We start from the raw sequence: 24643 nt of genomic DNA, 5'->3' as shown, positions 1-24643 counted from the left end.
AACATTCCGTTCTCCCCAGATACTGATTGTAACAGGGATATAGGTCAATACCTGCCGGGTCTCGCATAGTGGCCGGCATTTCGCTTAGGGTGCCGACGCCGGTTTTCCTTGACGCAAAACATCAGAAGGGCCAGCGATCATATAATGGATACTATCAGCCTTATTGCCCTGCTTTTCGTGCTCGCCGCAGCCTTTAGCATTCTCAATCACCACACGTTTCGCGTTCCAGCGACAATCGGTGTCCTGATCTTTTCGCTGCTGGCATCCCTGCTGGTTGTGGCTTTGAACCTGCTGATTCCGGACTATGATCTGCAGGCTCTGTCGCGGTCTATGCTGGGGATCATCAATCTACCCGTAGCGCTTCTGAACGGTGTGTTATCACTTCTTCTCTTTGCGGGAGCCATGCAGGTTGATGTCGGGCACCTGCGTGCCAAATTGATGTCCGTGACAGCCCTCTCTGTCCTTGGAACGGTGTTGGCTGTGGTCCTTCTGGCGGGTGCAGTCTGGAGTATTTTGCCCCTGATGGGCCATGCCGTTCCGTTTTCATGGTGCATCGTGCTCGGTGCGATTCTCGCACCCACAGATCCGGTTTCGGTCGTGGGCATGCTGAAGCGTCTGCGACTTCCGGGACCACTTCAGGCAGTTTTCGCGGGCGAGAGTCTGTTCAATGACGGTGTGGGAGTTGTTATTTTTGGTGTGACGATCGAGTTGGCGACCGGAGACAGTCAGGGTCTGGCCGCTTCTGCGATTGTGCTCAGCTTTTGCCGTGAGGCGCTTGGTGGTGGTCTGTTAGGTGCCATGACCGGATGGATCGCGCTTCGTGTACTCAAGGAGCAACGGGATCCGCATATCGATCTGCTGACGTCATTGGCCCTAGCGACCGGAACCTTCAGTATCGCCAGCCATCTTGGCATGTCAGGCGCGATAGCTGTCGTCGTGGCTGGATTGTGTTTTGGAACCAGCTATAGCGATTCCGTTTTCGATGAAGCATCCCGCCAGAACCTCGATGTCGCGTGGACCCTTATGGACGAAGTGCTGAATGTCCTGCTATTCATGCTTATCGGTTTTGAAATTCTGGAGATCACGCCGCGTCTGTTTACCATGATGGCGACGCTCATGGTGATTCCGCTGTCTATTGTCGTGCGCGCACTGAGCGTGTTGTTCTCCACTCTTCCGATTCATCTCAGACAATGGGAACGGGGCCGTGTTCTTGGTATCCTGACCTGGGGTGGTTTGCGCGGTGGCATCTCGGTCTCACTGGCGCTTGGATTGCCACCAGGTGAATTGCGCAACCTGTTGCTGCCTGTCTGTTACGGTGTGGTGGTGTTTACCACGATCGTACAGGGACTGACCATGGAATGGGTCGTCCGCAGGCTTTACCCATCATCAACATCCGGGCCAGAATGATTTCTCATGCAACATGCGGCGACAAAATGCCTGCAGGTCAATCAGTCAGCGTCTGCCGACTGCTGCTCTAAGTCGTAAGGCCTCGTAGATCGGGGTATCTCCGCATGCACCTGCCACCACCATTGCTGAGAAGCTTCCGCACAGGAGCGGTAATACAAGATCGGATGATCCGGTCATTTCCATGACGAGGATAATGCCCGTCACGGGTGATCGAACGGATCCTGCGAACATTGAAGCCATGCCAACAATCACGAACGGCGCAGTTGCCAGTGCTGTGTCCGGGCTCAGTATTTGTGCGACAAAGCTGCAGGCCAACCCTGATAGTGCCCCCAAGGCAAGCATAGGCGCGAATAATCCGCCAGGTGTCGCGGCAGCATAGGAAACTGCCCCGAATACCAAGCGGAAAACGAACAGGAGGGGAATAAGATGCCAGTTTATCGTATTACTTATTGCGGCCTGGGTGATCCAGTCGCCTCCACCCGCCAGATGGGGATCAAGCCGTACGACAAGTCCGGCCAGTCCGCCGATTAGGGTGGCTCTGGTGTATATGCTGACAGGCAGACGGTCGGCAAGGCGCAGTGCTGCAAGAATTGTTCGGTTGTATCCGACTGCCAGTAGGCCTGTCATGAGACCAGTCATGACAAAGAATAACTGCTTCGCAACTGCTGTAGGTAGAACCGGATAAGATGCGATGAAATCGGGCTGACTGCCTAGAATGCCACGACTGAACATAATGGCTGAGATGGACGCTCCGAGCGCTGCGCAGACCATTCTCGCCTCAAATTGCCCCACCAGTTCTTCCAGGACAAAAACAGCACCTGCGGCTGGCGCATTGAAGGCCGTTGCAAGACCTGCTCCCGCGCCAGCGGCAAGAAGGGCACGGCAGTCTGCACGTCCCAGTGAGAGCCGTCGTGCGATCGCATCGGCTACTGCGGCTCCCATCTGTACGCTAGGCCCTTCGCGTCCCAGGGCCAGACCGCTCCCAATCGCCAGTAGACCGCCGACGAATTTGACCGGGATGAGTGGCCATGACGCCGGGCCGGTAATGCCTGATAGCACGGCTTCGACATGAGGAATGCCGCTGCCTGCCGCCAGCGGTGCAAGGCGGCGTACCATTTCTACAGCTGCCAGAGCTGCCAGGGCAACGCCGACGACCAGAAAGAAGCCTCCCCACGGCGAACCATGCAGAAACCGAGGGGCCATCTCCGTTCGCGTGAATTCCAGCCACTCCAGAAACAGGCGAAAGGTTCCGCAGATCGTACCGGTTGCGATACCGATCAGGATTGACGCTGACGCGAGGAAAACCAGACTGCAGGAACTGTCGGTTCGTTCTGAGTGCGGTGTTCTATCTGGCACCTGCTGTAGCACGGCGTCTTCTTTCGTTGACTGAGGTTCCCCGGCTTCGAATGCGACATCTGCGATCCGGGTCGCTGTTCATGAGGGACCCGTTTCCGGGCTCGGATCAGTTTTTTTCTGAATCTCCTTCTGCTCGGTCTTTTCCATGAAACCTGTAGCAAGGACGGAATATAGTGGATGGGGACAGATCATTCGCGACACTCCGAACGCCAGAAACGCGGTTGCCAGAAGCGCCAGCGTGACCTGCTGGTTATCGCATATCTCCATCACGATGATCGTCGCTGTGAGCGGAGACTGGGCGACGCCACAGAAATATGCCGCCATCCCAAGCAGAACGACAGCGCCTGGGGAGGTATGGGGTAGGAACTGTCCGATCCACCCGCCCATGCCAGCACCGATGGCTAGGGAGGGCGCGAACATGCCGCCAGGTATGCCAGAACAAAAGGTGATTAGCATGGAGAGGTATTTCAGGAGAAAGAAGGAGGCTGGATAATGGAGGGTGCCGTCTATGATTCCTCGCGCCTGGAGATAACCCGTACCATAGGTCGCCCCGTCAGAAACCAGGCCGATCAGGGCCAGAAGCAGACCACATAAAGCGGCAAAACCGAGAGGGAAACGTGCCGCAAACGGGCGAAGTGATCCTGGCAGTCCCTTGGAGAGGCGAATGACACAACGCGCGAAAAGGCCGCCCGCCAAGCCACCACTTACGCCACATACCAGAACAGCCAGCCACGCGACCCCGATGGGGATAGAGGTATTGGCACGACCAAAATATGTATAATTTCCCAGAAGGGCGATTGCGGTAATCCCGGAAAAGATGATGACGGTCAGTGTCCGGCCCGACGATTTCTGTTCAAAGGAGTGGGCAAGTTCCTCAATGGCGAAAACAACGCCTGCGAGAGGTGTATTGAAAGCCGCCGCCATGCCTGCGGCCCCACCTGCCAGGATCATGCCATGCCGGGTGACATCGTTGTGCTGACGCATGGCCCGCGAGAAAGCGTGCATGATGGATGCCCCGATCTGAACGCTGGGTCCTTCGCGACCAATCGATGCACCGCAGATCAGCCCGAGGCAAGTCATCAGGACCTTGCCTAGCGCAATGCGCAATGTCAGAATTTTGTCCACCAGCATGAAATTATGCATGTGCAATGTTGCGATTGTCTGGGGAATGCCGGAGCCTTGGGCACCATTGAACAGTAGGCGCGTCAACCAGGTAATGGTGATCATTCCAAGTGGTGCAATCAGAAGCATAGACCAGGCATTCAGGGCGACAATGCGGTAACGAAGACCGGCTGCCGCATCTCCCAGATGGGCAAAGATCACCGAAATAATACCGATCAGCACTGCCCCAGAGCAGTACATGAATGTTCTCTGCCATTTCAGTGTTCTGACACGAGCCAGGCGACGAAGGCGACGGGTACGTCTGGAGCGATTTCCACCTTCAGTGGACTGGCGGCCAGCCGGAACTGCACCAGGATATGACAATGTCGGGAAAACGGCCACGGTAGGGAAGTTCCACACTGTGATGCAGGAAATGAGGCATATACCATATGTTCATATGCGCCCACTCGGAACCCATACCGGGAAGACGGCTGATATTCACCCTTAAAATCTATGGGACTGCTACGTAGATCATTCATGCATCCTGTAGTTCTGGCTCTACGAGAACGCGCGGACCGGAGCAGCTTAGCGGGCCTGAAGGGCGGGCAACAGGCCTCTTTAATTCCCCCGTAGCTGAAGGAGTGTTGAGGCGCTCTGGAGGCAGGGGTCAAGATAGGCTCAGAAGTTCGACTTTCCCGGATGCTGGCCTCGTCGATATAGGTCTCGAAGACCTGAAGGCTTTTGTATCGCGCGAAGCGCTTCAGTTCCAGGAGATCATACCCGTCTTTCGCCCCCGTGGTGATGGCGCCGCAGCGCTGGCTGTGTCCGCCAAAGTCTCCCTCAAGGTGGGTGTCGCCGCATCGTTTGCGGATGATGTCCGTGATCGCCCGATCCGACAGGGCGCTCTGATCGATCCTGGGAGGGCCCCTGGCGGGAGTGACTCCCGTCCTATAGCCCTCTGCGGACCAGATGCGCCGGAAGGCCAGACCTTCCGTGATCCCGCCCAGCCGGAGCCAGGTCTCTTACGTCAAAACCGGGCAGTTCCGGGTCAGGTCTCGCCCTTGTTCCGGTCATTCGATGACTAATCGTGCGGTTGCCAAAGCAGGCATATACCATTTCTTCGTATCACTTGAGCCGCTGGTGGCATTTAACTTGATGAGTAGCACACCTCTGCCCCGGACAGGATTTTATCCGGGACAGAAAGCAGCGTTCGCCTAATCTTCAGGCAACGCGGATCAGCTTGCGGTTGATGAACTCCTCAATGCCGAGGAAGGACAGTTCGCGGCCAAAGCCCGAATTCTTGATCCCGCCAAAGGGCAGTTCGGGGGCCGCAGCTGTAGCTGTGTTGATGAACATCATGCCGGTCTCGACCGCCTCGGCCACCCGTTCCGCCCGGCCAAGGTCGCGGGAGAACACGGACCCGCCAAGGCCATAGGGGGAATCATTGGCCAGTTCGATGGCCTCATGTTCCGATGCGACCTTGTGCACGACCGCAACGGGGCCGAAAATCTCCTGATAGAAGGCCGGGTTGTCCTTTGACACGTTGGTCAGGATGGTTGGCTCCATGAAGAAACCCGTCCGCTCCATCCGCTTGCCGCCAGCAACCAGTGTTGCCCCTGCCTTGACCGCTTCGTCGGTCTGCGCCAGTGCGGTATCGAGTGCCTTCCTACTGCTCATCGGGCCATGGGTCGTGCCCTCGGCCAGTGGGTCGCCGATGCGGAACTGTGTGATGGCTTTCTTCAGCCCCGTGAGGAAGGCGTCATAGACCTTCTCATGCACGATCATCCGCTTGGCCGCCGTGCAGACCTGCCCGTTATTGGCGAACCGGCCCCACGTCGCCCATTTGACCGCGAGTTCAAGGTCCGCGTCATCCAGCACGATGAAGGCATCGCTGCCACCCAGTTCCATCGTGTCCTTCTTCAGCGCAGCCCCCGCTTCGGCCGCGACCGTCTGGCCCGCGCGTTCGCTGCCCGTCAGGGCGACGCCACGGATACGAAAATCCTTGATCAGTTCAGCGGACTGGTCATTGTCGAGGAAGATATTGGTATAGGCGCCAGCAGGCGCGCCCGCGTCATGGAACAGCTTTTCAAACGCCAGCGCGCATTGCGGCACGTTTGGCGCGTGCTTGGCGATGACCACGTTGCCCGCCATCAGGTTCGGCCCCGCCACGCGGGCCAACTGATAGTAGGGGAAATTCCATGGCTCGATGCAGTAGATCAGGCCAAGCGGCTGATTGATGATCTTTGCATGGCCTTCCCTGACCTTCAGATGCGTGGGGGCAAGGAATTCTGCCGCGCCATCGGCATAGAAGGACAGGATATCGGCCGTGATGTCGATTTCTTCCAGTGCATCAGGCAGCGCCTTGCCCATTTCGGTCGCGATCAGGCGCGCATGGGCCACGCGGTCGCGGCGCAGCAGGTCGGCGGCCTTTGACATGATGACCTTGCGGGCCGCGATGTCGCGCTTTTTCCAGTCGGTCTTCCACACATGGTCCGCGCGATCGACAATCGCCTTCATCTGCGCGGCGGTATGCAGTTCGAACGTGCGTTCCACGGTTTCCGTGGTCGGGTTGAGGGTCTGGTAAAAACTCATTGGTCCGTTTCCCTGTTTATTGGTTATGGAAAGGGTAGTCGGTGTAGCCATGCGCGCCGCCGCCATACATCGTCGCCGGGTCCAGAGGATTGAGCGGCCAGTTATGTTCCAGCCGCGCGGGCAGGTCCGGATTGGCGATGAACTTCCGGCCAAAGCCGATCATGTCCGCCCAGCCATGCGCCAGCACATGCTGTGCCTTGTGCAGGTCGTAACGGCCCGCGCACAGGATGCGGCCGCCAAAAATGTCGCGCACGCTGGCGCGGAAGGCGTCCGGCATTTCCGGCGCATTGTCCCAGTCGGCCTCGGCCAGCGAGACATAGGCGATGCCCGCATCCGCCAGCACGCGCACGGCTGCGGTGTAGGTCTCTGCCGGATTGTCCTCCAGCAGGCCGAGATAGACGCGCTTTTGTGTGGTCGTGCCGAACAGCGGGGAAAACCGCACGCCCATCCTGTCAGGCGTGACCACGGCGGAAACGGCCTCGACCACCTCGCGCAGGAAGCGCAGGCGGTTGGACAGGCTGCCGCCATAGGCATCGGTGCGGAAATTGGCCCGTTCGGATAGGAACTGGTTGATCAGGTAGCCATTGGCCGCGTGGATCTCCACGCCGTCGAACCCGGCGGACAGTGCATTACGCGCCGCCTGCGCATACATCTCCACCAGTTCATGGATTTCAGGAATGGACAGCGCGCGCGGCATGTCGGGAGGCACCAGCTTTCCCGTGCCCGGCCCCGTGGGGATGAACACGTTGACACCTGTTGCAGCCACGGCGGACGGGGCGATCGGCGCCTCATGGCCGGGCTGCAATGCGCGGTGGGACACGCGGCCGACATGCCATAACTGCGCGAAGATGGGCCGCCGCTTTGCGTGCACGGCGTCGGTGACAAGTTTCCAGCCAGCGACCTGTTCGGGTGAATAGATGCCCGGTGTCCAGGCATAGCCCTGCCCGCGGGGTTCGATCTGCGTGCCTTCGGTAATCAGGAAGCCAGCCTGCGTGCGCTGCGCGTAATATTCGGCCATCAGCGCGTTGGGAATATCGCCGGGCTGGGTGCTGCGGCAGCGTGTCAGCGGTGGCAGGAAGATCCGGTTTTCCAGCGACAGGTCGCCCAGTCGCACGGGACCGAATAACGAAGATGAAGACATAATCAACCCTGTTCACAAATGCAGGCCATCCGTCCGGCCCGCATGTAAACATTGACCCAGCCTGCGGTGTGCGCAAAAACGCACATAAACCGCCACTAGTGTCAGGAATGATACCATGCCCCGCATCCGTCACACCACGCTGGCCTGCAGCCCCGGCTGCACGGTGGAAGCCACGCTCGAACTGTTCGGGGGCAAGTGGAAGGCGCTGATCCTGTATCACCTGTTCGAGGACGGGGTGCTGCGGTTCGGCGAACTGCGCCGCCGCCTGCCCAACGTCACACAGCGGATGCTGACCAACCAGTTGCGCGAACTCGAGGCCGACGGCCTGGTGTCACGCACTGTCTTCCCTGAGGTGCCGCCACATGTGGAATATGCCCTGACCGAGTTGGGCAAGACGCTGAAGCCGGTCATTCAGGCGCTCAAGACCTGGGGAGATCGCTATGCCCATTCTGTCCAGCGGAACACAGCCGCTGATTGAGATTAACGGCTAAGCGTTATGGATAGTTTCTGCAGCAACCTGCCTGTCTGCTCAGTGATGCAGGAGCAGACAGGCAGCAGTCGCTTTCATGTGGGTCATAAGAAAAGCCGTCGAGGCCTTCCGAAAGCGGTCATACCGTTGCGCAAAAATATGGGCATACAAATGCACATAAACATGTGCTATATCTTGGCCACCAGTCTATAGGAGCAAAGCTATGGTTCGCGTGCATTCCGGCACTCCATCACGTCGCCCCACAAATGTGACGCTACCCGTTCAGTTGCTCGAAGAAGCCAAGTCATTAGATCTCAATATATCGCAGGCCTGCGAGCAGGGGCTTAAGTCAGCGATCGCGTCGATCCGTGCTCAGCAATGGCTGGCAGACAATCGCGCTTCCCTCGAAGCTTCACGGCAATATGTTGAAGAGAACGGGCTTCCCCTGGCGGACTATCGGAACTTCTAAGTGGCCCGTTTTGATGTGTATCGTCTGGCCGGACGGGGAGAAGCACGTTTCGTTCTGGATGTGCAGGCAGATCTTCTGGATGCTCTGGGTACCCGTGTCGTTGTTCCGCTGCTGCCGCAGGGAACCGCACCAAAGCCTGCAAAGAGGCTGAACCCGGTGTTTATGGTTGACGATTGTCCCTTTGTCATGATGACGCAGTTTATGGCCGCAGTTCCTGACCGTGATCTGAAGAAGATCATTGCTTCATTGTCGCTTTGCCAGGACGAAATTACTCAGGCGCTTGATCTCCTTCTCACAGGTTTCTGAAACGCGATGGTGATCTGGCTTATGCCTTCATTTCGGACATTGAGGTCATTCCAGATAAACCAGAAAGCAGATATTCGTGATGGTGACTTCTCTTGAAAAAACGGATTCAATTCTGAAGGGAGCCCAAAGAGATGTAAAGATTGGGAGATCAATAGAACGTCAACTAATGACTGCCTTGAAATGAAGGATACTATGATAGGTGCTTTCAGTGATGCGGTCCTGACCATTTTCGATCGCGATGAAGTCTCTGTTCTCCTCACCCAGGCTTTTTTTGACAATCCGGCCCATGTTTTCCTCTATCCCAATGCCGTAACCCGGCGCGCGCGCCTGATGTGGCTGATGAAGGCGAACCTTGGCGTCCAGTTCGCGCTGGGACGGAGTTTTGCGGCGCGTGACCATAGGGAAAGGGTTGCCGCCATGGGGTTCTGGCACCCACCCGGCTCTCCTGAAGCATCTCCTGCTCTGTTGGCACGTCATGGTCTTCTGGCGTTGCCCTTCCGCCATGGGTTGGAGACCTTTCGATGCACGTTGAAAGTCATCAACATGATCGAGGCCCGGCGGAAAGCATGCCTGAATGGGCACCCAAGTTGGTATCTCAATAATATGGTTGTTCGTGCCGATTGCCAGGGGCGCGGGTTGGGTTCCAGCATATTGCGGCGCGAACTGTCATACGTAGTGGATACATCCCCATTCCCGGCATCACTTGTTACCCAGAAACCTCAAAATGTGACCTTCTATGAGAAGCTGGGATTTCAGGTGACGAACGACGAACCCATTGCCATCAATGGCCGTAGTTTCCCGAACTGGATCATGGTCAGACAGAAACCGCGCTGATTTCCGATCATCGGAGATCTCCGTCGATAATGACTCCAGTGTACGTTTGCTCTTGAGCGACCATTCAATGCCTCCTTCCTCTGTAAACAGCCTTCCTGCTCAATGAATGGCAGCAGACAGGCTGTAGTCGCCTCTTTGCGGACATGGCGAGCGCATCATCTTGTTCCCATAAGCGGACAAAAACGCGCCGCTGATTAATCGAATTAACCTAAAGGAGGCGTAGTTGGCGGAAAATTAATTCGATCAATGTTCATAATTTCAAAATCAGACATCTTACCCTTTTTTGGGATATGAATACCTAAAGATATTGATGGAGCTATGCGTTGTCCAAGCTGTTGTCTGGCTGCTTTCTGGGCCGATGCTGCGTCCTTCTTTGAGCTTGGTCGAAAAACGGATACTGCAATCTCTCCGTGGTCTACTTGGACGAGTTTTCTGTTATCGGTTGCCCTAGCCTTAGGGCCACCCTGTTCCGGCTCTGCAATGACGACACGTTGGCCTGACGGATCATAAATGGCCGCGTCGAGTGGCGGAGTGTGACCTGTCTCTATGATTGTCAATCCGGACAGTTCAGGGGTCTTCTCCTGTGCCTCCTTCATAAGATCTGTTGCACCGTGATATCGAGCAGATATGTTGACGGGTTCGTTAGACGGGTATGCTTTTTGCTGGGCTGTCCGTTGACCTGCCAAAGTAATGGCCGTCAAGACACCTCGTGTCCATTCGCGGTTTGTTCGACCTGGCGAATTAGAAAAAACTTCTTTTACGGCTTCAAGAAGGTTGTCCGCGTAAGTGTGCGGGGACCAAGGGTTTGAATTTTGGTCACTATTCTTTGTTTCCGCAGCATCTGCAGATGTCCCTATCTTTGTCGAAAGCTGGTCCCTGTTGTGCACCTCGTCCCCAGTTTGTGAACTCATATTCCTTCTCCCACCATGTTTGCTCTTGAGTTTTCGAGCGCAAGCTATACCCTATATGGGGAATTTCCCTAAATTGCAAATTTCCTTTTTTGGAGAACAGCGTGCCTGAAATTATCACTTCTTATCCTGCTGTCTTGGGCGCGGTTCTGCAGTTCTATCGAAAGAAGCAAACCCTTTCACAAGGCGATATAGCGAGAGAAGCTGGAGTAAATACGTCAACTTGGTCGCGCATTGAAAACGGTGAAACTGCTATGACTGTCGAGCAATTAGCCGCTGCTGCCGAAGTGATGTGTATAACACCAAGTGAATTGTTGAGGGATGTTGAAACAAAAATTCTTTTTTTAAAAGAAAGAGGCGTGATAACAAAAAAATATCGCACGGAAGTAGATCGAATTACAAAAGAGAATAGTTCCTTAGCTATTTCATTAGCCGGAGCCGCATTGGCTGCGCTGTTTATATCATTCCCATTCGAGAAATTTGGATCTTCGATTGCTCATGCGTTTAAATTAAAGAATAAAAAATAAGTCAAAATAATATAAATTCTGCCATTCATGAAATTCATTTCATATAGTGTGGTAAATAATTTTCTTAAAAGTAAGAGTTCCTAGTGCATTTGAACATACACAGAAAATACTGCTTTCAACTGTTTGCACCATTAAATTATCCATCCAAACTTCTTTTTGATCTGCCTGCCAAATCAATACAAAGCCGACAGACGACGGCGTGGCCAAACAAGCATCCTACATCAGCGTCTTTGGTACGAATTTAATGTTGCGAGTTTGAGAGAATGAACCGCTCCGGGATTGACAGATATCGTCCGCTTTCGATTCTCCATGCCGCGAAGATGACATTCCGCTATCCCCCCAAGTCAGACGTTCCAGTCCGGCGGTTCATGCGGGGAGAAATTATCTTCGAATAAGGCTGGCATGATCTATGAAGCAGATATGTCTACTGGTGCGTCTTCACATGTGAAGGCGAGTGGAGGCGTTCTGGAAAATGGGGTCAAGACAGGCTCAGAATCTTGACCTTCCCGGATGCCGGGCCTTGATGCTGGCCTCGTCGATATAGGTTTCGACGACCTGAAGGCTTTTGTGTCGCGAGAAGCGCTTCAGTTCCAGGAGATCATACCCGTCCTTTGCGCCCGTGGTGATGGCGCCGCGGCGCAGGCTGTGTCCGCCAAAGTCCCCCTCAAGGTGAGTGTCGCCGCAGCGTTTGCGGATGATGTCCGTGACCGCCCGGTCCGACAGGGCGTGCGGCCCGATCCTGGGCGGGGTTCCGACGGGCGTGGCGCCTGCCCTGTAGCCCCGCGCGGACCAGATGCGCCGGAAGACCGGACCTTCCGTGATCCCGGCCTGCCGGAGCCAGGTCTCGTATGCCAGAACCGGGCAGTTCCGGGTCAGGCCCCGCGGGATGCCGATCAGAGTACCCTTGCGCTGGGGATCGCCCTTGGACCGGCCCAGCCGGATCTGCATGCCATCCTCGTCCACCGTGATGTCGTCCACCTTCAGTGCCGCAAGCTCGGAGCGTCGGAACGCACCGGCAAAACCGAGCAGAAGAATGGCCCGATCCCGCGCACCGACCAGATCATGGGAACTGATGGCTTCGACGACCCGGACCAGCCTGTCCCAGGTGAGCGCGGTTTTCTGGCGGGGCAGCACCTCCTTTGCCTCCCGCCGGATGCCGGCAAGCGTTGCGGTCACCATCGGGTGGGCGGTGGGTACGGCAATCTGCGCCAGGTGGTGCAGGTAACGCAGGGCAGCACGATGCAGGTCGATGGTGCTGGTCCTGCGCCCCTGCAGCGCCATGTCGGCCAGATAGGCGGCAACATCCTCGCTGCGGGCCGGCAGGGCGGGCAGGGCATGACCGGCAGCCCAGCGGCACCAGGACCGCACGGCAGCGCGATAGGTGCGCAGCGTGTTTTCGGCCTTGCTGCGGTGCATATAGGCATCGGCCGCCTGACGGGCCGTGGCCAGGCGGCCATCATGTTCGGGGACGGGCTGTGCCGAGACGGCGGAAAACCATTGCGCGACGGTTGCGGCCGGCTGGCCAACCGGCGCAGGCGGCGCTGCGTCTGCCGTCCCGGGACAGGGCTCTACGGGCTGGAGTGGCCGGAACCAGGCCAGGAAGCTGGGCACGCCATCATCGATTTCCAGACCGACGGCCAGTTCAAACCCTGATGGGATATCGGCGACATGGTCCTGAGCCATCTGTTGGGCGGCCGACGCATACGGCACGCCTTGGGCGAGGGGGGTATCCGGGGAATAGGTACCGTCCGGCAATTCGATGCCGGCCAGAAGCAGGGGCAGGGGTGGGGTGAAACGCGCGGTCGAGAGGATTTCGCGCCAGCGCGCCGGGTCTTGTGTCTCGGCCAAACGCTGCTGCGTCAGCGGATCAACGCGGGCATGCAGCGCGGCCTGCGCGCGCCTGCTGGTGCCGAGGATCCGGACGTCGCTCAGCATGGCAGGGTTGCCTGCGCGTATGGTCCCTGGCCGTCACCTGGGCAGCAGGGAAGGGGTCCGCAGACAGGCTTGGCGAAAAGGCTCGGAAACAGGCACATTTCGGAATTTTAGCAGGCATTTTGGAATTTTTCATCTACTTCCGACAAGATAACTTATCGGAAGTAGTTTTTTGATTGGTCGGATTTTGCCCGGCGGGGAGGGGAGGGGGCAGAAAGTCCGGAAAACCACGCCTTTCGGGATCAATCGGGCGCTTTTCCGTTCTCCAAAACTCGTTAACGTGATACGACGTGTTATATGATGCGCCAACGCCTTAATATGGTCTGTGTCAGGCGGCGCGGTTTTTCGCTGAGGATGGACGAACTGCCCGCTTCGGGCGCCTGTCCGCTGCTGGCCCCCAGGGTGTTCGGGGCCGAAAACCGCGGATCCGATCAGAATGGCTGAGACCGGTCGACCGCTGCAGGCGGCGCGACCGCCGACTGGCCTGTCGCCGGCCACGGCACGGGCCTATGCAGCCTCCTGGCGCGCCTTTGTCAGGACCCAACCAGCCGATAGCGGCTTTCCGGTCGGTCTTGTCGCGGTAGCAGCGTGGCTGGAGGCCCGGGCGAAGGCGGGACGGCCGCGGCAGAGCCTGGTGGTGGATCGCGCGGCGCTGACGGCCTGGTGTGCTGCCAATGGTGAGGAGCTGGATGTCGCCCTGCCCGCCACAGGAGTGCGCCGGACCGGGGCCGGGGTCGATATGGCTTCGCTGCTGGCCGCCGCGCGACGCTGCGGCCCCGACCTGTCCGGCCTGCGCGACCGGGCTTTGCTGTTACTGGCGGCCACGCTGGACATCGGCGCCGAGGCGCTGGCCCGTCTGACGGTGGAAGACATCAGCGACACGACAGACGGGATGACCGTCGCCCTGCTGCGGCCCCGGTCGGGGCATCATCAGTTGCGCCGGTTGCGGCGGCGTCGGGATCCGGCCGTCTGTCCGGTGCGGAACTGGGCCGCCTGGCGCGAGGCCGCGCAACTGCGCTGGGGTGCGGCGTTCCGGGGGATCGATGCGCATGGCACGGTCAGGGATCCGCTCTCGGTGCCCGGGATCCGGTTTGTGCTGGACCGGGCGCTGGGGCGCCCGGATCGCCCGGCCCACCGCGCGCGTCGGACAAAATCTGCGTCCCCGCCAGAGTCCCCAGTTGGGACGGCGGCGCATCGACGCACGACAACGCCCGCCCCGGACTGGGTCCGGACGACGCTCACGGTAAGCGGTCCGGTGGACGCGGTAGCCCGGTTCCGGGCGGCGGCTCAGGGCCCGGGGATCATCCCCTGGCAGGTGGATTTTGACTACGAACAGGCGCGCCTGCTGACGCCGATGGCGGGGAAGGGGGCGCAGGCGGTGACGCTGGCCCGGCTGCTGCGCCAGGCATCCGAACGCCTGCATCGGATTGCCCTGTCGCATCAGGCCGCAGGCACGCCGTCATGCGCGTTTGACCTGCACCGGCTGGTGCCGGTTCCAGGTTCCATTCTAGAAGCCGGGTCGGACTCCCGCACGGCGGTGGTCTGGCTGCAGGCGCATTGGGGCACGTTGCTGCCGTTGCGCCGGGTTGAGGTCGAAGCTGTGCGCGACCAACGCGCCCGCCGCAGCGCCCGGCTGGTCTACCGCTTCTGGTCGGCGGAATGGACGCCATGGCAGGCGCTGGAGCGGGTGCGGACGGACTGGCCAGAGCTGGTGTTCGACATCCAGCCGCAATACGCGCGCGCTGACGCTGGAGAGACTGCCGATGCATCTGGATGAGGACGAAGACTGGGGTGCTCCGCCACGTCGGCTGCCGCGCCCGGCGGTGCCCGAGTTCCATGTCGAGGGGTTTGACGGGCCGCTGGATCTACTGCTGGACCTGGCGGAACGGCAGCGTCTGGATCTGGGTGTGCTATCCATCGCGGACCTGGCGGCCCAGTTTGTCGCTGAGGCGGAGCGGCTGTCCCAGACGACGCCGCTCATGCAGCGCGCGGACTGGGTGATCTGGATCGCCCGGCTGGTGTTCCTGCGCTCGCGGCGGCTGTTTGCGACGCAGACGGAAAAACAGCTTGCCGAAAATGAGGCGCGCCGGACGGTCGGCCAGATCGAGCAGCTGCTGGAGATGCGCGCGGCGGCGGACTGGCTGGAGGGTAGGCCACAACTTGGCGTGTCAGTTTTCGCGCGGGGCGGGCCACGTGCGGATAGCAGTGTTTCTGCACGGCAGGGGACGTATTTCAGTCTGATGGAAGCCTGCCTGAATGTGCTTGAGCAGGAACTTTCGCGAGTTGAGATTTCTGTTCCTGTTTATCGGATCAATGTGCCTGCATATTGGCGTGTGACAGATGCGCTGGCTCTTGTCCGCGAAAAAATAGCGAACGGGACCTTCCGCAATATATGGGAAGAGTGCATACCCCCGATGGATTTAAGCGGGCCGGACAGGACTATTGATCGTCGAGCGGCTGTAGCTGCGACATTTGTGGCTGGGCTGGAACTGGTGCGGCAGGGAAATGCATCGATCGATACGGTTGTGTTTCCCATGGCTTGATGTGTAGCGATTGCAGACTCTTTGGAATGAGCGGGACAGCGCCACGATGGAATGGTATGCACGGCAGCCGAAGGCAGCACAAGCGCAGAGATATACACCGCTCTGCAACGTAGCGGAAGCCTTTTCCCTTTTCTAGAGAATTTCCTGGCTTTCGTTGTATCCTATGACCTCAAAGAGGTCGGCATCTGGGGCAATAGTGCCGCATTGACAATATGTTGCTGTCCGAACTGTACCGTCGCCTCAAGCTGCGCGTGTCGTGGCAGTTCTTCAATGACCGTTGCTTCCGACTACTCACTCTCTGATGGCCACCTGAAAGAGATCGAGAATATCTTCGAGTGCGAAGATTCCATGAAGATTCATCCTGGCAGCTTCCGATAGTTTTGGAATGGCACGTTCGAAGATTGCCAGATTGATTTCCTCATTCAATCGGGAGGGATAGAGAATACCGTCAGGTTTGGCAGGATGGTTATGGAGTGCGAGTGACCATTGGCGCGCGGGACGCTGGTCCGACCCGCCGACTACATCGCTGGGAATGCCCATCCTTAAGGGATTGTCGCTCCGCAGATCGACAACCCGCAAATCAGTGACCACCACGATCTCTGCATAATCACGGTCGGTGATTTCCTGCTCGGCGAGCAGAAGCTCTCCGATTACGCCATCACGACTGTCGCGCAGGATGGCTTCCACGAAACAAACCTTCAGGGTGCTGCCGACATAAAGAACCCCAAACCGCTTAGGTGGCGGCAGATCCCTAGGATCGCTGAACCGGCTCTCGTTCTTGCCGAAACCCAGAGTGTCTGAAAACCGCCGCAACAGGATGCGCCCATAACGGGTACCGGCTGGTACTGTTGTCATAGCGAGGTCAGCTTGGTCGAAGTTGCTGGGGGGTAGGCTTGCGGACGACATTTACGCGAAGGTGCCCTCGGCGATACTGACCGCGACCGAGAGGACGCGTTTATCTTCTCCTTTCTCCAAAGCAGCGATCGCAGTCCGTCCTTCGAGTTCAGGGTGCTTCTGGGTGAGGAACCGGTAAATGGTCCACGGACTGTCGCCAAGCGCGGTAAACAGGTTCGGGATGATAGCGAACGGACGACCGTCGCGATCGAGTTGCCAGGTCGGGTAACGATAACCGCGTGTCGGGCCTTCGAGGCCGATCAACTGGCGAGCGTGCCGACGGGCATTCACCGTGACACGGGTTGTTCCCATGCGCCGCGCCAGTTCTTCCGCCGTCACCATATCCTCACGGGCAAGAATGCTGGCAGCCAGCGCCTTGCCACGCGCCTTCGCGCGCGCCAGACCGCTACCGGACGTGCGCTCCGCCGCTTGCGTGCCTGCAATGTCCTGATTCTCTGGAGGGTGCACAATCCGGACTGTGCCTTCGGGCGTGACTTCGACTGAAAAGCGGACGCCACGTCCTGTTTTCCGGGTCTCCGCCAGCGCGTGACCGAGATTTTCGATCACAGAGCGTGCTGTTCCCACCTGTCTGGCGACAGATGTCAGCGCAGTGCGTCCGACAGGAATGGAAACGGGTTGCACGCCGCGCGCGCTGAGAACCACAGCGCCGCTACGCGTTTTCGCCGCAAGACGGCGCGATTGGGGGGTGAAAGAGGATGTAGTTGCTCGGGGCATGGCGTATCTCCTGCCGTATCCTCCTCATTTTCGATAAATCTGTCAAGCCCGATAAGTTCGTAAAGGTATGGCGTTTAACGTCATGCTTTCATGACCTGTTAGCAGCCTGTCAGTTGTCCAGAATTTCCAGGGCTGGAAGGTTCTTCACAATCTTCATGGTTTCCAGGCTGATCGTGATGACACGCAGGAACAGGTCTAGTGGATAGCGGGGATCGTTCATAGTTTCGGTGGCCCAGTCATTGGCATCATTGACAATACCGCTGGCCTTGTCAGTCTTCACGCATTGACGTTCCACTACCCAGTCGAGGGCAGGCTTGCCGTTTACCACGTAATCATAGGCTTCGAGGGGAATACCTGTGATAGTGATGCGGTCATTGTAATGCAGGATGGTTTTGTTCTTGCTCTTACCGTATTTCATCTGTGTCACCCGATAGTTGTCGGGTGACAGTGGTTCTTTGCCGTAGTCAATCTCCACGCCTTCATAGATGGGCTGGCTATCAAAATTTACGTGCATTTCTCCCAACCTGCGACCAGCATCCGAGAAGGCTTTGAAGGCTTCATATGTCTTCATGCGGGGAATGCGGGGTAGCTCCTTTCGCAAGGTATCTGCGTAGCGTTCCCGGTATTCGGGCGAATGCAGAAGGCCATAGACATAATAGAACAAGTCTGCCTTGCTGATTTCCTTGCCCGGATAGACGTCCTGAAAGTGCTTCAAGCCCTCATCTGTGATGGCTTCGCGTCGTACAAGACGTGGTTGAGAAGGTGTCTGTTCAAATAGACTGCCCTGGGAGGGGTTCATTGACTGTCCTCCTTTTCGTAAAGAAACATCGGAAAGCATTGGCCTCCGTGTAGAAGGTGCAGGTCCGGAGTACAGGATATCATCATTGTTGAGAAAGGCCGGTCTTCTCCCGGACTGGCTATGCAAATAACAAGATTCTTCTCTTGTACTTCTGTTGTTGATCGAGTATAATTGTCCTGTCCTGTCCTGTCCTGTCCTGTCCTGTCCTGTCCTGTCCTGTCCTGTCCTGTCCTGTCCTGTCCTGTCCTGTCCTGTCCTGTCCTGTCCTGTCCTGTCCTGTCCTGTCCTGTCCTGTCCTGTCCTGTCCTGTCCTGTCCTGTCCTTACTTCTTCATATAAATATTCAGAAAAGCATTGTGCTCCACCATCACTTTGTAAGTCTGGGACAGTGTTGCTCATAAGTGCAAACTGACTGTCATCATGTTGGCGTTGCTTAATCATAATTACTTTATTATCCGCTTGGGCATCAGGAAACAGTCGAGGCATCTGGTTTACATAATTGTTTATATTCCTATCAAAGTAGAGATTCTGCCTTTGGAATGGACGATAAAGAGATGGAACTATCTGAACGCCATCAAATGATAATGGCACATTTTTTGTAAAATCTTGACGCAAGGAACGTGACCAGCTAATTCTCGTCGGGTCTGAAGTAACAAAACTGTCCAGTTGTTTTTCCCGCTCTTTGCGGTCCAATGACGGGAAAGCATCATTAAATCGCTGACGTTCTCCCTCATAGGTAGAAATGATTGTTTTAATATTGGTTTCTAGAACAGAGCGGGAGGAGTTGAAGCACCAAGCGTCCCGTGCGGTTTCAATGCCACGAGAGAACAGACTGAATATTACAGGATCAGTATTTTTGTCCTTGCTCCCAATAGCAATAAATTTTCCGAAGCTGTCATCCCGTTGCCGCAGCCAGTCGCCATGTTCATCCGGTGTGATTGTCTGCCATAGATCTTCGCCAGTCAGGCCATTGATGCTGGCCAGTTCTGCAATGCGTTTCAGCTTCTGCTCACGGGTCAGATAATCCCCAATATCGTGGAACAAAATACGACTCTGTTCCTTTGCATTTGGATTCTTGACCATGAGGGAAATGGCAATCGGCGCCCGGCTTCCAGCATCGAATATCTTTCCACCTTCTTTGCGAGATGTTTCCCCTGATGTACGCTGGTTCCCCCGCAGATGAAACACATGGATGGAGGAAAATTCTTCGGCCAGACACCGGCGTAAACCATTTGCCGTATTGGCATCCAGAAAGCCTGCGTTGGTCACGAAACCGATGACGCCACAATCCCCAATGCGGTCAGATGACCAGCGGATGGCGCGGATATAGCTGTCATACAGGGCGCGCTTGTTCGTGGCACTGGACCGCTCCGCATAGGTCTTCGCAATCCGCGCATCCAGGGTGGGATAGGCCACATTCTGGTTGTTATCATTCCCACTTTCCTGCCCCACGGAATAGGGCGGGTTCCCCATGATCACACGGATATCCAGCTTCTTCTGTTTGTGGATACGCCGATTGTTGTCCTCCAGGGTCGCACTTACCAAGTCATGCGGTTCGTTCAGCCTGAAGGTGTCCGTCAGGCAGATACCTTCGAAGGGTTCATATGTCCCGTCCATCAGGTCGGAGAACGTGGCCTCGATATTGATGGAAGCGATATAATAAGCCAGCAGGACGATCTCGTTGGCGTGCAGTTCCTGCCGGTATTTATGGAGCATCTGCTCCTTCGTAATCAGCCCGCTCTGCAATAACCGGGTGATGAATGTGCCCGTGCCCGTAAAGGGGTCCATGATATGGACGCCCTTGCTTCCAAGGGTCTGACCGAACTCGCTTTCCAGCACGTCATTGATGGAACGGATGATGAAATCCACCACCTCGATGGGGGTGTAGACAATACCCAGGCGGTCCTTCAGGCGCGGGAAGGCTTTCTGGAAAAAGCCGTCATACAGTTCCTTGATGACCTTCTGGCGACCGTAGGAGGTATCAATCCCCGAAGCGCGTTCACGGACGCTGGTATAGAAAGCCTCCAGCCTGTCCGTTTCCTTGTGCAGGCTGTGCTTGTCCAGCGCATCCAGAACCGTCTGCATGGCTCGGGACATGGGGTTGTCGCCAATGAAGCTATGGCCGGAGAACAGGGCTTCGAACACGGGGCGGGTGATGAGATGCTGTGCCAGCATCTCGATAACTTCTTCCTCGCTGATGCTGTCGTTCAGCTCCGTCCGTAGGTCTGACGTGAACTCCTCGAACGAGGTTCGGGCTTTCACGTTGTCTGGATTCTCCAGAATGATTTTGATGCGAGTGATATGGGTCTGAGCAATCTGGGCAATATCGTCGGCCCAGTCTTCCCAGTGATGACGGTTGCCGACCTTCTTGACGATTTTGGCATAGATAGCCCGTTCGATTTCCCCGACTTCAAATTGCAGGGTTTCCTGCCTGTCGTCGTCAGGGAATGAAGCCTTCTTTCCAATTTTGTAGGACGAATGGGCTTTCTGGGCTGTGCCTGTTGTCAGGGCCTTTGTCTTGGCCGTGATCTTCTTCGTGACCGCGATGACTTCCATGCGGGATGTGTCAGGTCTGGCCTGAAGATCCATCTTGTTGACCATGTGATCAAAACGGTCATCGTGAGAACGCAGGGCCTGAAGCACCTGCCAGACCACCTGATAGGTCTTGTTGTTATCCAGAGCCTGGTCTGGCTCAACCCCAGCCGGGATAACTACGGGCAGTACGACATAGCCGCGCTTCTTACCAGGTGCGACCCGCATCACACGGCCTACGGACTGGACCACATCCACCTGTGAATTCCTGGGGGTCAGGAACAGGACTGCATCCAGCGCCGGCACGTCCACCCCTTCCGACAGGCAACGGACATTGGACAGAACCCGACATATGCCTTCCGGGGTCTCGTCCTTCAGCCAGGCGAGTTTGCCTTCCTTTTCGCTGGCGTTCATCCCGCCATCGACGTGTTCGGCTTCGCAGATCAGACGGGCTTCAGGTTCAATGCCTTCCTGTTCCTGATATTCCTCCACGACCTGCTGGAACATATCGGCAATCTGGATGGAACTGACCTTGGGTGTTCTGCCCTTGTAGTCAGGAGAAATGACCTGGCAGAAGGCGACAGCCCGTTTCATTGGTTCGGGGATAGCTGTCCCCTCACGAGGCAATCCGCCCGTCGCCAGCGCCTTCCAGCATCCAACAATTTTGGAGGCATCGGATACGGTCAGGCCGTTATCGGGATCATCAAGAAGCTTTTGGACACTACGGCTGACGGTTCCTTCGTCAACCGCCAAGACAATGACCTTGTAGTCCACCAGCAGTTTGCGCCGGACGGCCTCGGAGAAGGTGATGACATGGAACTCAGGCCCGTAGATGGCCACATTGTTCATGCCATAGACAATGGCCCCCTCTTTTTCAGCCTTTTCCCGCGCCACATCGCCGTAAATACGCGGGGTGGCAGTCATGTAGAGTCGGTGCCTGCCAGCCAGATAATCCTGGTTATGAACGCGGACGAAGGCGCTATCGTTCTCCTCGCCCCCGAAAGTGACCCCTGTTGTCCTGTGCGCTTCATCGCAGACGATCAGATCGAACTCGGGGAAGTCATGCTCCTTCTGGGCACGGCTGATGACATCGATGGAATGATAGGTCGCAAACACGACCGTCATATGCGCGTCGTCATGCCGTTTGGCGTGTTCGGTCGCCAGACGGCCGGGACTGGTGGTTGCCGGGTACCGGATTTCGTGGATGTTGACCTTAATCTCGTCGTCGTTCCTCGCCTTCTTTTTTCCTACGTCACTGTCGGAACAGACCGCGAAGCTGTGGAGCGGCACCTGACTTTCCTGGGTCCATTCGGTCAGGGTCTGGGACAGCAGGGACAGGCTGGGGACGAGGAACAGGACACGACCACCGGTACCGACCTGCTGTTCCGCGATTTTCAGGCTGGTGAAAGTCTTGCCCGTCCCGCAGGCCATGATCAGACGGCCACGGTCATGGCTCTTGAAGCCTGCCAGAACCCGGCGGATAGCGGTTTCCTGATGCTCGCGGGCTTTCTTCTGCGCCCGCAGGATAGGCGCAATCTTGGGCTGATATTGCGACCAGTCAATCAGGCTGGTTTCCAGGTCATACAGATCAATCTTGCTGACGGGCGGATGCTGGTCCGCAAGTGATGCCTCGGCATTGTCGGTCCAGTGGTTGGTCGTGGCGACAATGATACGTCGGGCAAAATGCTTTTTTCCCGAGGCGGTGAAAAAGCTGTCGATATCCTGTTTGCTAATACGATGGGACGAGGCATAAAATTTACATTGGATAGCATGGTATTCGCCGGTGCCCCGCGTTCTGGCGACCAGATCGATACCCGTGTCTTTCGCGACATAGCCTTCTTGGGTTGCCCAGTCCTTGTATGTCCATACCTGGTCATACAGGTCCGCGTAGCTCGGCTCTGTCCGCAGATAGCAGACAATCAGTTCCTCGAAGTAGGTGCCTTTCTCGCGCTCTGTGACGGATAGATTTCTATAGGTATCAAGCAGTTGGGAAAGCGCGGACATAATCGGGCAAGCCTTTGGACGGTCTGAAAATCACGTCTGGTCAGATTAACCCTTGCCGCAGGGATGGGGAATAGGGCCTGCTGACAAAAGGTTTTTCAGACTGACGTGGACATGATTCAACGCTGGTATTTGCAGAAATCTATGAATGCGTGGCGATCTGACGGACGTAGAAGGGGCGATCATTGGCGACCTGCTGCCGCCTGAACGTGGGCGTTGGTCACGACCGGCACAGGATAACCATCTGTTTCTCAATGGAATGCTTTATGTCCTGCGTGTCGGTTGCCCATGGCGAAACATGCATGAGTGCTACAGAAAATAGAACTCGGTCTATGTCCGGTTTCACCGGTGAGCTGAGCAAGGTGTCTGGAATTCCTGGCTGGAAACACTGGTCGAACTCGGACTAATCGATAACTGGCAGCACATGATCGACAGCACAGTCGTTCGGAGGCATAGCCAGGCGTCTGGCATAAAAGGCGAGATTTAATAATTAGGTCCCACAGGAGCATTCGCAACCATTAGCACTACTTTGGCAGAAAATTTGGGATAAGGATTCTCAATGGGTGCGATCGGTGATTCATGGAAGACCAGCTGTAGTGGGAGCTGGCGATGAACACCGACTGGCGATCGGATCTGGAAGTATGGCTTGCGCCATTTCTGGTGGCCCTGGGTCACAAAGCGCAGCGGGCGATGTGTCCGGCTTATATTGCAGGCCTGATTGGACCTGGTGACCGCAAGAGCGTGCAGCCCATGGCTGCACGCAATGGCGATATCCCTTATGACCGGCTGCATCATTTCGTCAGTGCCAGTGTGTGGGACAGTGCGCCACTTGAGGCTGCTCTATGGCGTCATGCTGACCATCTGGTGGGTGGCGAGCGTTCATGGCTGATCATCGATGATACCTCCCTTCCCAAAAAGGGAGAACATTCTGTTGGCGTGGCGCCCCAATATGCTTCGACCCTGGGCAAGAAAGCGAATTGCCAGACACTGGTGTCCGTGACACTGACTTCGCGTGAAGTGCCACTGATGCTGTCACTCCGTCTGTTCCTGCCCGATATCTGGACAGCAGATCCGGCACGCCTGAAGCGGGCTAGTGTTCCACTGGAACATCAGGGCTCCAGGACCAAACCGGAGATGGCGATCGAAGAGATTGATCGCCTCTGTGCCACAGGTGTCCGTTTTGGCTGTGTTCTTGCGGATACCGGTTATGGCCTGTCCGCCCCGTTCCGTCAGGCTCTGAACGCGCGGGGCCTGCGCTGGGCAGTCGGGATACCACGTCATCAGAAAGTCTGTTCCACCGATGTGGAGCTGGTGTTTCCGGCCAGAAAGCGCGGCCCATCCCGGATGCATCCGGTACCGGATCAGCAATCTGTCCCTGCCCATAAGATACTGGAAACTGCAACATGGCGCAGGGTCAGCTGGCGTCGCGGGACCAAAGGTGGCCTGGCGGCCCGCTTTGCAGCCATGCGGATACGCGTTGCAGATGGTCCAGCCCAGCGTATCGGTGGCCAGACGGCCCAGCATATGCCGGGAGAGGAAGCCTGGCTGACTGGCGAGCACCGTTCCACCGGAGAACGGAAATACTATCTGTCCAACCTGTCTGCCGACACCTCCCTCAGGCTACTGGCCGCTGCGATCAAGGCCCGATGGGTCTACGAACAGGCGCATCAGCAACTCAGGGAGGAACTGGGCCTCGATTACTTTGAGGGGCGATCATGGACAGGCCTGCACCGACACGCCCTGATGTCCATGATGGCCTACGCCTTTCTCCAGTCCCGGCGCCTCACGGCGGTCGGGCGGAAAAAAAAGAGTCACCGGCCCACCACCACAGCCCAGTCTGCCAGCAATACGACAGGCCATTCTTGATCGCATCCTGCGACTACCCACCGGGCAATGCCCACACTGTGGAAACCTTCTACTCCAGACCTCGCAACATATTCTGCCAAAGTAGTGTTAAGTCCTCTCCACGTTCGGAGAGTATACGAAGAATTTCCTATCCCGGTTACGTAGGGTGTAAACATCTATATACCGACGAAACCTAGAAACAATTAGATTAAACAAAATATGATGGGAACTCATTTTAAGTTATGCCATAGTG

The 24643-nt window shown here is 56.8% G+C and carries 19 protein-coding genes and 1 pseudogene; 10 read left to right on the top strand and 10 right to left on the bottom strand.

The window, feature by feature from the left end:
• Positions 1-144 precede the first annotated feature (144 nt).
• A complete protein-coding gene (locus tag HNO79_RS16710) occupies positions 145-1407 on the top strand; it encodes a cation:proton antiporter (RefSeq protein WP_025811852.1) in 1263 nt (420 codons plus the stop codon).
• A gap of 45 nt (positions 1408-1452) precedes the next feature.
• Here the strand turns inward: HNO79_RS16710 and HNO79_RS16705 are convergent, their stop codons facing one another.
• The 4 genes from HNO79_RS16705 to HNO79_RS16690 all read right to left on the bottom strand — a co-directional run bounded on the left by HNO79_RS16705 (position 1453) and on the right by HNO79_RS16690 (position 7597).
• Positions 1453-2775, bottom strand: a complete 1323-nt coding sequence (locus HNO79_RS16705) for a ClC family H(+)/Cl(-) exchange transporter (protein ID WP_183481470.1) — start codon at positions 2773-2775, stop codon at positions 1453-1455.
• Between the two features lie 66 nt (positions 2776-2841).
• Complete coding sequence (locus HNO79_RS16700; protein ID WP_025811850.1) at positions 2842-4125, bottom strand: chloride channel protein; 1284 nt, start codon at positions 4123-4125, stop codon at positions 2842-2844.
• A 960-nt stretch (positions 4126-5085) separates the two neighbouring features.
• Entirely contained in the window at positions 5086-6456 is a 1371-nt protein-coding gene (locus tag HNO79_RS16695; protein WP_025811848.1) for an NAD-dependent succinate-semialdehyde dehydrogenase, read from the bottom strand.
• A gap of 16 nt (positions 6457-6472) precedes the next feature.
• A complete protein-coding gene (locus tag HNO79_RS16690) occupies positions 6473-7597 on the bottom strand; it encodes an alkene reductase (RefSeq protein ID WP_025811846.1) in 1125 nt (374 codons plus the stop codon).
• 115 nt (positions 7598-7712) lie between these two features.
• On the opposite strand from HNO79_RS16690, the gene HNO79_RS16685 reads away from it, so the two are divergent.
• The 4 genes from HNO79_RS16685 to HNO79_RS16670 all read left to right on the top strand — a co-directional run bounded on the left by HNO79_RS16685 (position 7713) and on the right by HNO79_RS16670 (position 9675).
• Positions 7713-8075 carry a winged helix-turn-helix transcriptional regulator gene (locus tag HNO79_RS16685; protein WP_025811845.1) on the top strand — a complete coding sequence of 121 codons (363 nt, stop codon included), beginning with the start codon at positions 7713-7715 and terminating at the stop codon, positions 8073-8075.
• A gap of 259 nt (positions 8076-8334) precedes the next feature.
• Positions 8335-8535 (top strand): type II toxin-antitoxin system CcdA family antitoxin, encoded by a 201-nt coding sequence (locus tag HNO79_RS16680; RefSeq protein WP_010510340.1) that lies wholly within the window; start codon positions 8335-8337, stop codon positions 8533-8535.
• On the top strand, positions 8536-8841 hold the full coding sequence (locus HNO79_RS16675) for a CcdB family protein (RefSeq protein WP_025437987.1): 306 nt from the start codon (positions 8536-8538) through the stop codon (positions 8839-8841).
• Positions 8842-9021: 180 nt separating this feature from the next.
• Positions 9022-9675 carry a GNAT family N-acetyltransferase gene (locus tag HNO79_RS16670; protein WP_183481473.1) on the top strand — a complete coding sequence of 218 codons (654 nt, stop codon included), beginning with the start codon at positions 9022-9024 and terminating at the stop codon, positions 9673-9675.
• Positions 9676-9878: 203 nt separating this feature from the next.
• On the opposite strand, the gene HNO79_RS16665 is transcribed toward HNO79_RS16670, so the two are convergent.
• Positions 9879-10586, bottom strand: coding sequence for a hypothetical protein (locus HNO79_RS16665; RefSeq protein WP_148299273.1), 708 nt, complete (start codon positions 10584-10586; stop codon positions 9879-9881).
• A gap of 101 nt (positions 10587-10687) precedes the next feature.
• Here HNO79_RS16665 and HNO79_RS16660 point away from each other — a divergent pair, with 101 nt between their 5' ends.
• A complete protein-coding gene (locus HNO79_RS16660; RefSeq protein ID WP_159104947.1) occupies positions 10688-11110 on the top strand; it encodes a helix-turn-helix domain-containing protein in 423 nt (140 codons plus the stop codon).
• A gap of 489 nt (positions 11111-11599) precedes the next feature.
• On the opposite strand, the gene HNO79_RS16655 is transcribed toward HNO79_RS16660, so the two are convergent.
• Positions 11600-13045, bottom strand: coding sequence for a tyrosine-type recombinase/integrase (locus HNO79_RS16655; protein ID WP_183481476.1), 1446 nt, complete (start codon positions 13043-13045; stop codon positions 11600-11602).
• A 433-nt stretch (positions 13046-13478) separates the two neighbouring features.
• On the opposite strand from HNO79_RS16655, the gene HNO79_RS16650 reads away from it, so the two are divergent.
• Together HNO79_RS16650 and HNO79_RS16645 are read left to right on the top strand one after the other, a co-directional pair.
• Positions 13479-14819 (top strand): site-specific integrase, encoded by a 1341-nt coding sequence (locus tag HNO79_RS16650; RefSeq protein WP_183481479.1) that lies wholly within the window; start codon positions 13479-13481, stop codon positions 14817-14819.
• Complete coding sequence (locus HNO79_RS16645; RefSeq protein ID WP_025813003.1) at positions 14806-15585, top strand: segregation and condensation protein A; 780 nt, start codon at positions 14806-14808, stop codon at positions 15583-15585. The genes HNO79_RS16650 and HNO79_RS16645 overlap by 14 nt, the downstream gene beginning before the upstream one ends.
• 291 nt (positions 15586-15876) lie before the next feature.
• On the opposite strand, the gene HNO79_RS16640 is transcribed toward HNO79_RS16645, so the two are convergent.
• From HNO79_RS16640 to HNO79_RS16625, 4 genes are all read right to left on the bottom strand, one after another.
• On the bottom strand, positions 15877-16491 hold the full coding sequence (locus HNO79_RS16640; protein WP_025813002.1) for an RES family NAD+ phosphorylase: 615 nt from the start codon (positions 16489-16491) through the stop codon (positions 15877-15879).
• On the bottom strand, positions 16492-17046 hold the full coding sequence (locus HNO79_RS16635; protein ID WP_025813001.1) for a hypothetical protein: 555 nt from the start codon (positions 17044-17046) through the stop codon (positions 16492-16494).
• A gap of 277 nt (positions 17047-17323) precedes the next feature.
• A complete protein-coding gene (locus tag HNO79_RS16630; protein WP_162515815.1) occupies positions 17324-18013 on the bottom strand; it encodes a type ISP restriction/modification enzyme in 690 nt (229 codons plus the stop codon).
• Positions 18010-22548, bottom strand: a complete 4539-nt coding sequence (locus HNO79_RS16625; protein ID WP_214176816.1) for a DEAD/DEAH box helicase — start codon at positions 22546-22548, stop codon at positions 18010-18012. Before HNO79_RS16625 ends, HNO79_RS16630 begins: the two co-directional genes overlap by 4 nt.
• Positions 22549-22693: 145 nt before the next feature.
• On the opposite strand from HNO79_RS16625, the pseudogene HNO79_RS17560 reads away from it, so the two are divergent.
• Both HNO79_RS17560 and HNO79_RS16615 read left to right on the top strand, forming a co-directional pair.
• Positions 22694-23020 (top strand): annotated as a pseudogene (locus HNO79_RS17560) (transposase); the annotation flags it as partial.
• Positions 23021-23154: 134 nt separating this feature from the next.
• Complete coding sequence (locus tag HNO79_RS16615; RefSeq protein ID WP_193731925.1) at positions 23155-24411, top strand: IS701 family transposase; 1257 nt, start codon at positions 23155-23157, stop codon at positions 24409-24411.
• Positions 24412-24643: the final 232 nt, after the last annotated feature.

The organism is Komagataeibacter oboediens (genome assembly GCF_018491655.1).
Taxonomy (GTDB): Bacteria; Pseudomonadota; Alphaproteobacteria; order Acetobacterales; family Acetobacteraceae; genus Komagataeibacter; species Komagataeibacter oboediens.
This window is presented reverse-complemented; position numbering and strand designations above follow the sequence as displayed.

Coding starts and splice junctions, on each gene's coding strand:
- HNO79_RS16710 (WP_025811852.1), top strand. CDS start 145: ATGGATACTATCAGCCTTATTGCCCTGCTTTTCGTGCTCGCCGCAGCC.
- HNO79_RS16700 (WP_025811850.1), bottom strand. CDS start 4,125: ATGTACTGCTCTGGGGCAGTGCTGATCGGTATTATTTCGGTGATCTTT.
- HNO79_RS16695 (WP_025811848.1), bottom strand. CDS start 6,456: ATGAGTTTTTACCAGACCCTCAACCCGACCACGGAAACCGTGGAACGC.
- HNO79_RS16690 (WP_025811846.1), bottom strand. CDS start 7,597: ATGTCTTCATCTTCGTTATTCGGTCCCGTGCGACTGGGCGACCTGTCG.
- HNO79_RS16685 (WP_025811845.1), top strand. CDS start 7,713: ATGCCCCGCATCCGTCACACCACGCTGGCCTGCAGCCCCGGCTGCACG.
- HNO79_RS16670 (WP_183481473.1), top strand. CDS start 9,022: ATGAAGGATACTATGATAGGTGCTTTCAGTGATGCGGTCCTGACCATT.
- HNO79_RS16665 (WP_148299273.1), bottom strand. CDS start 10,586: ATGAGTTCACAAACTGGGGACGAGGTGCACAACAGGGACCAGCTTTCG.
- HNO79_RS16655 (WP_183481476.1), bottom strand. CDS start 13,045: ATGCTGAGCGACGTCCGGATCCTCGGCACCAGCAGGCGCGCGCAGGCC.
- HNO79_RS16650 (WP_183481479.1), top strand. CDS start 13,479: ATGGCTGAGACCGGTCGACCGCTGCAGGCGGCGCGACCGCCGACTGGC.
- HNO79_RS16645 (WP_025813003.1), top strand. CDS start 14,806: ATGCATCTGGATGAGGACGAAGACTGGGGTGCTCCGCCACGTCGGCTG.
- HNO79_RS16640 (WP_025813002.1), bottom strand. CDS start 16,491: ATGTCGTCCGCAAGCCTACCCCCCAGCAACTTCGACCAAGCTGACCTC.
- HNO79_RS16630 (WP_162515815.1), bottom strand. CDS start 18,013: ATGAACCCCTCCCAGGGCAGTCTATTTGAACAGACACCTTCTCAACCA.
- HNO79_RS16625 (WP_214176816.1), bottom strand. CDS start 22,548: ATGTCCGCGCTTTCCCAACTGCTTGATACCTATAGAAATCTATCCGTC.
- HNO79_RS16615 (WP_193731925.1), top strand. CDS start 23,155: ATGAACACCGACTGGCGATCGGATCTGGAAGTATGGCTTGCGCCATTT.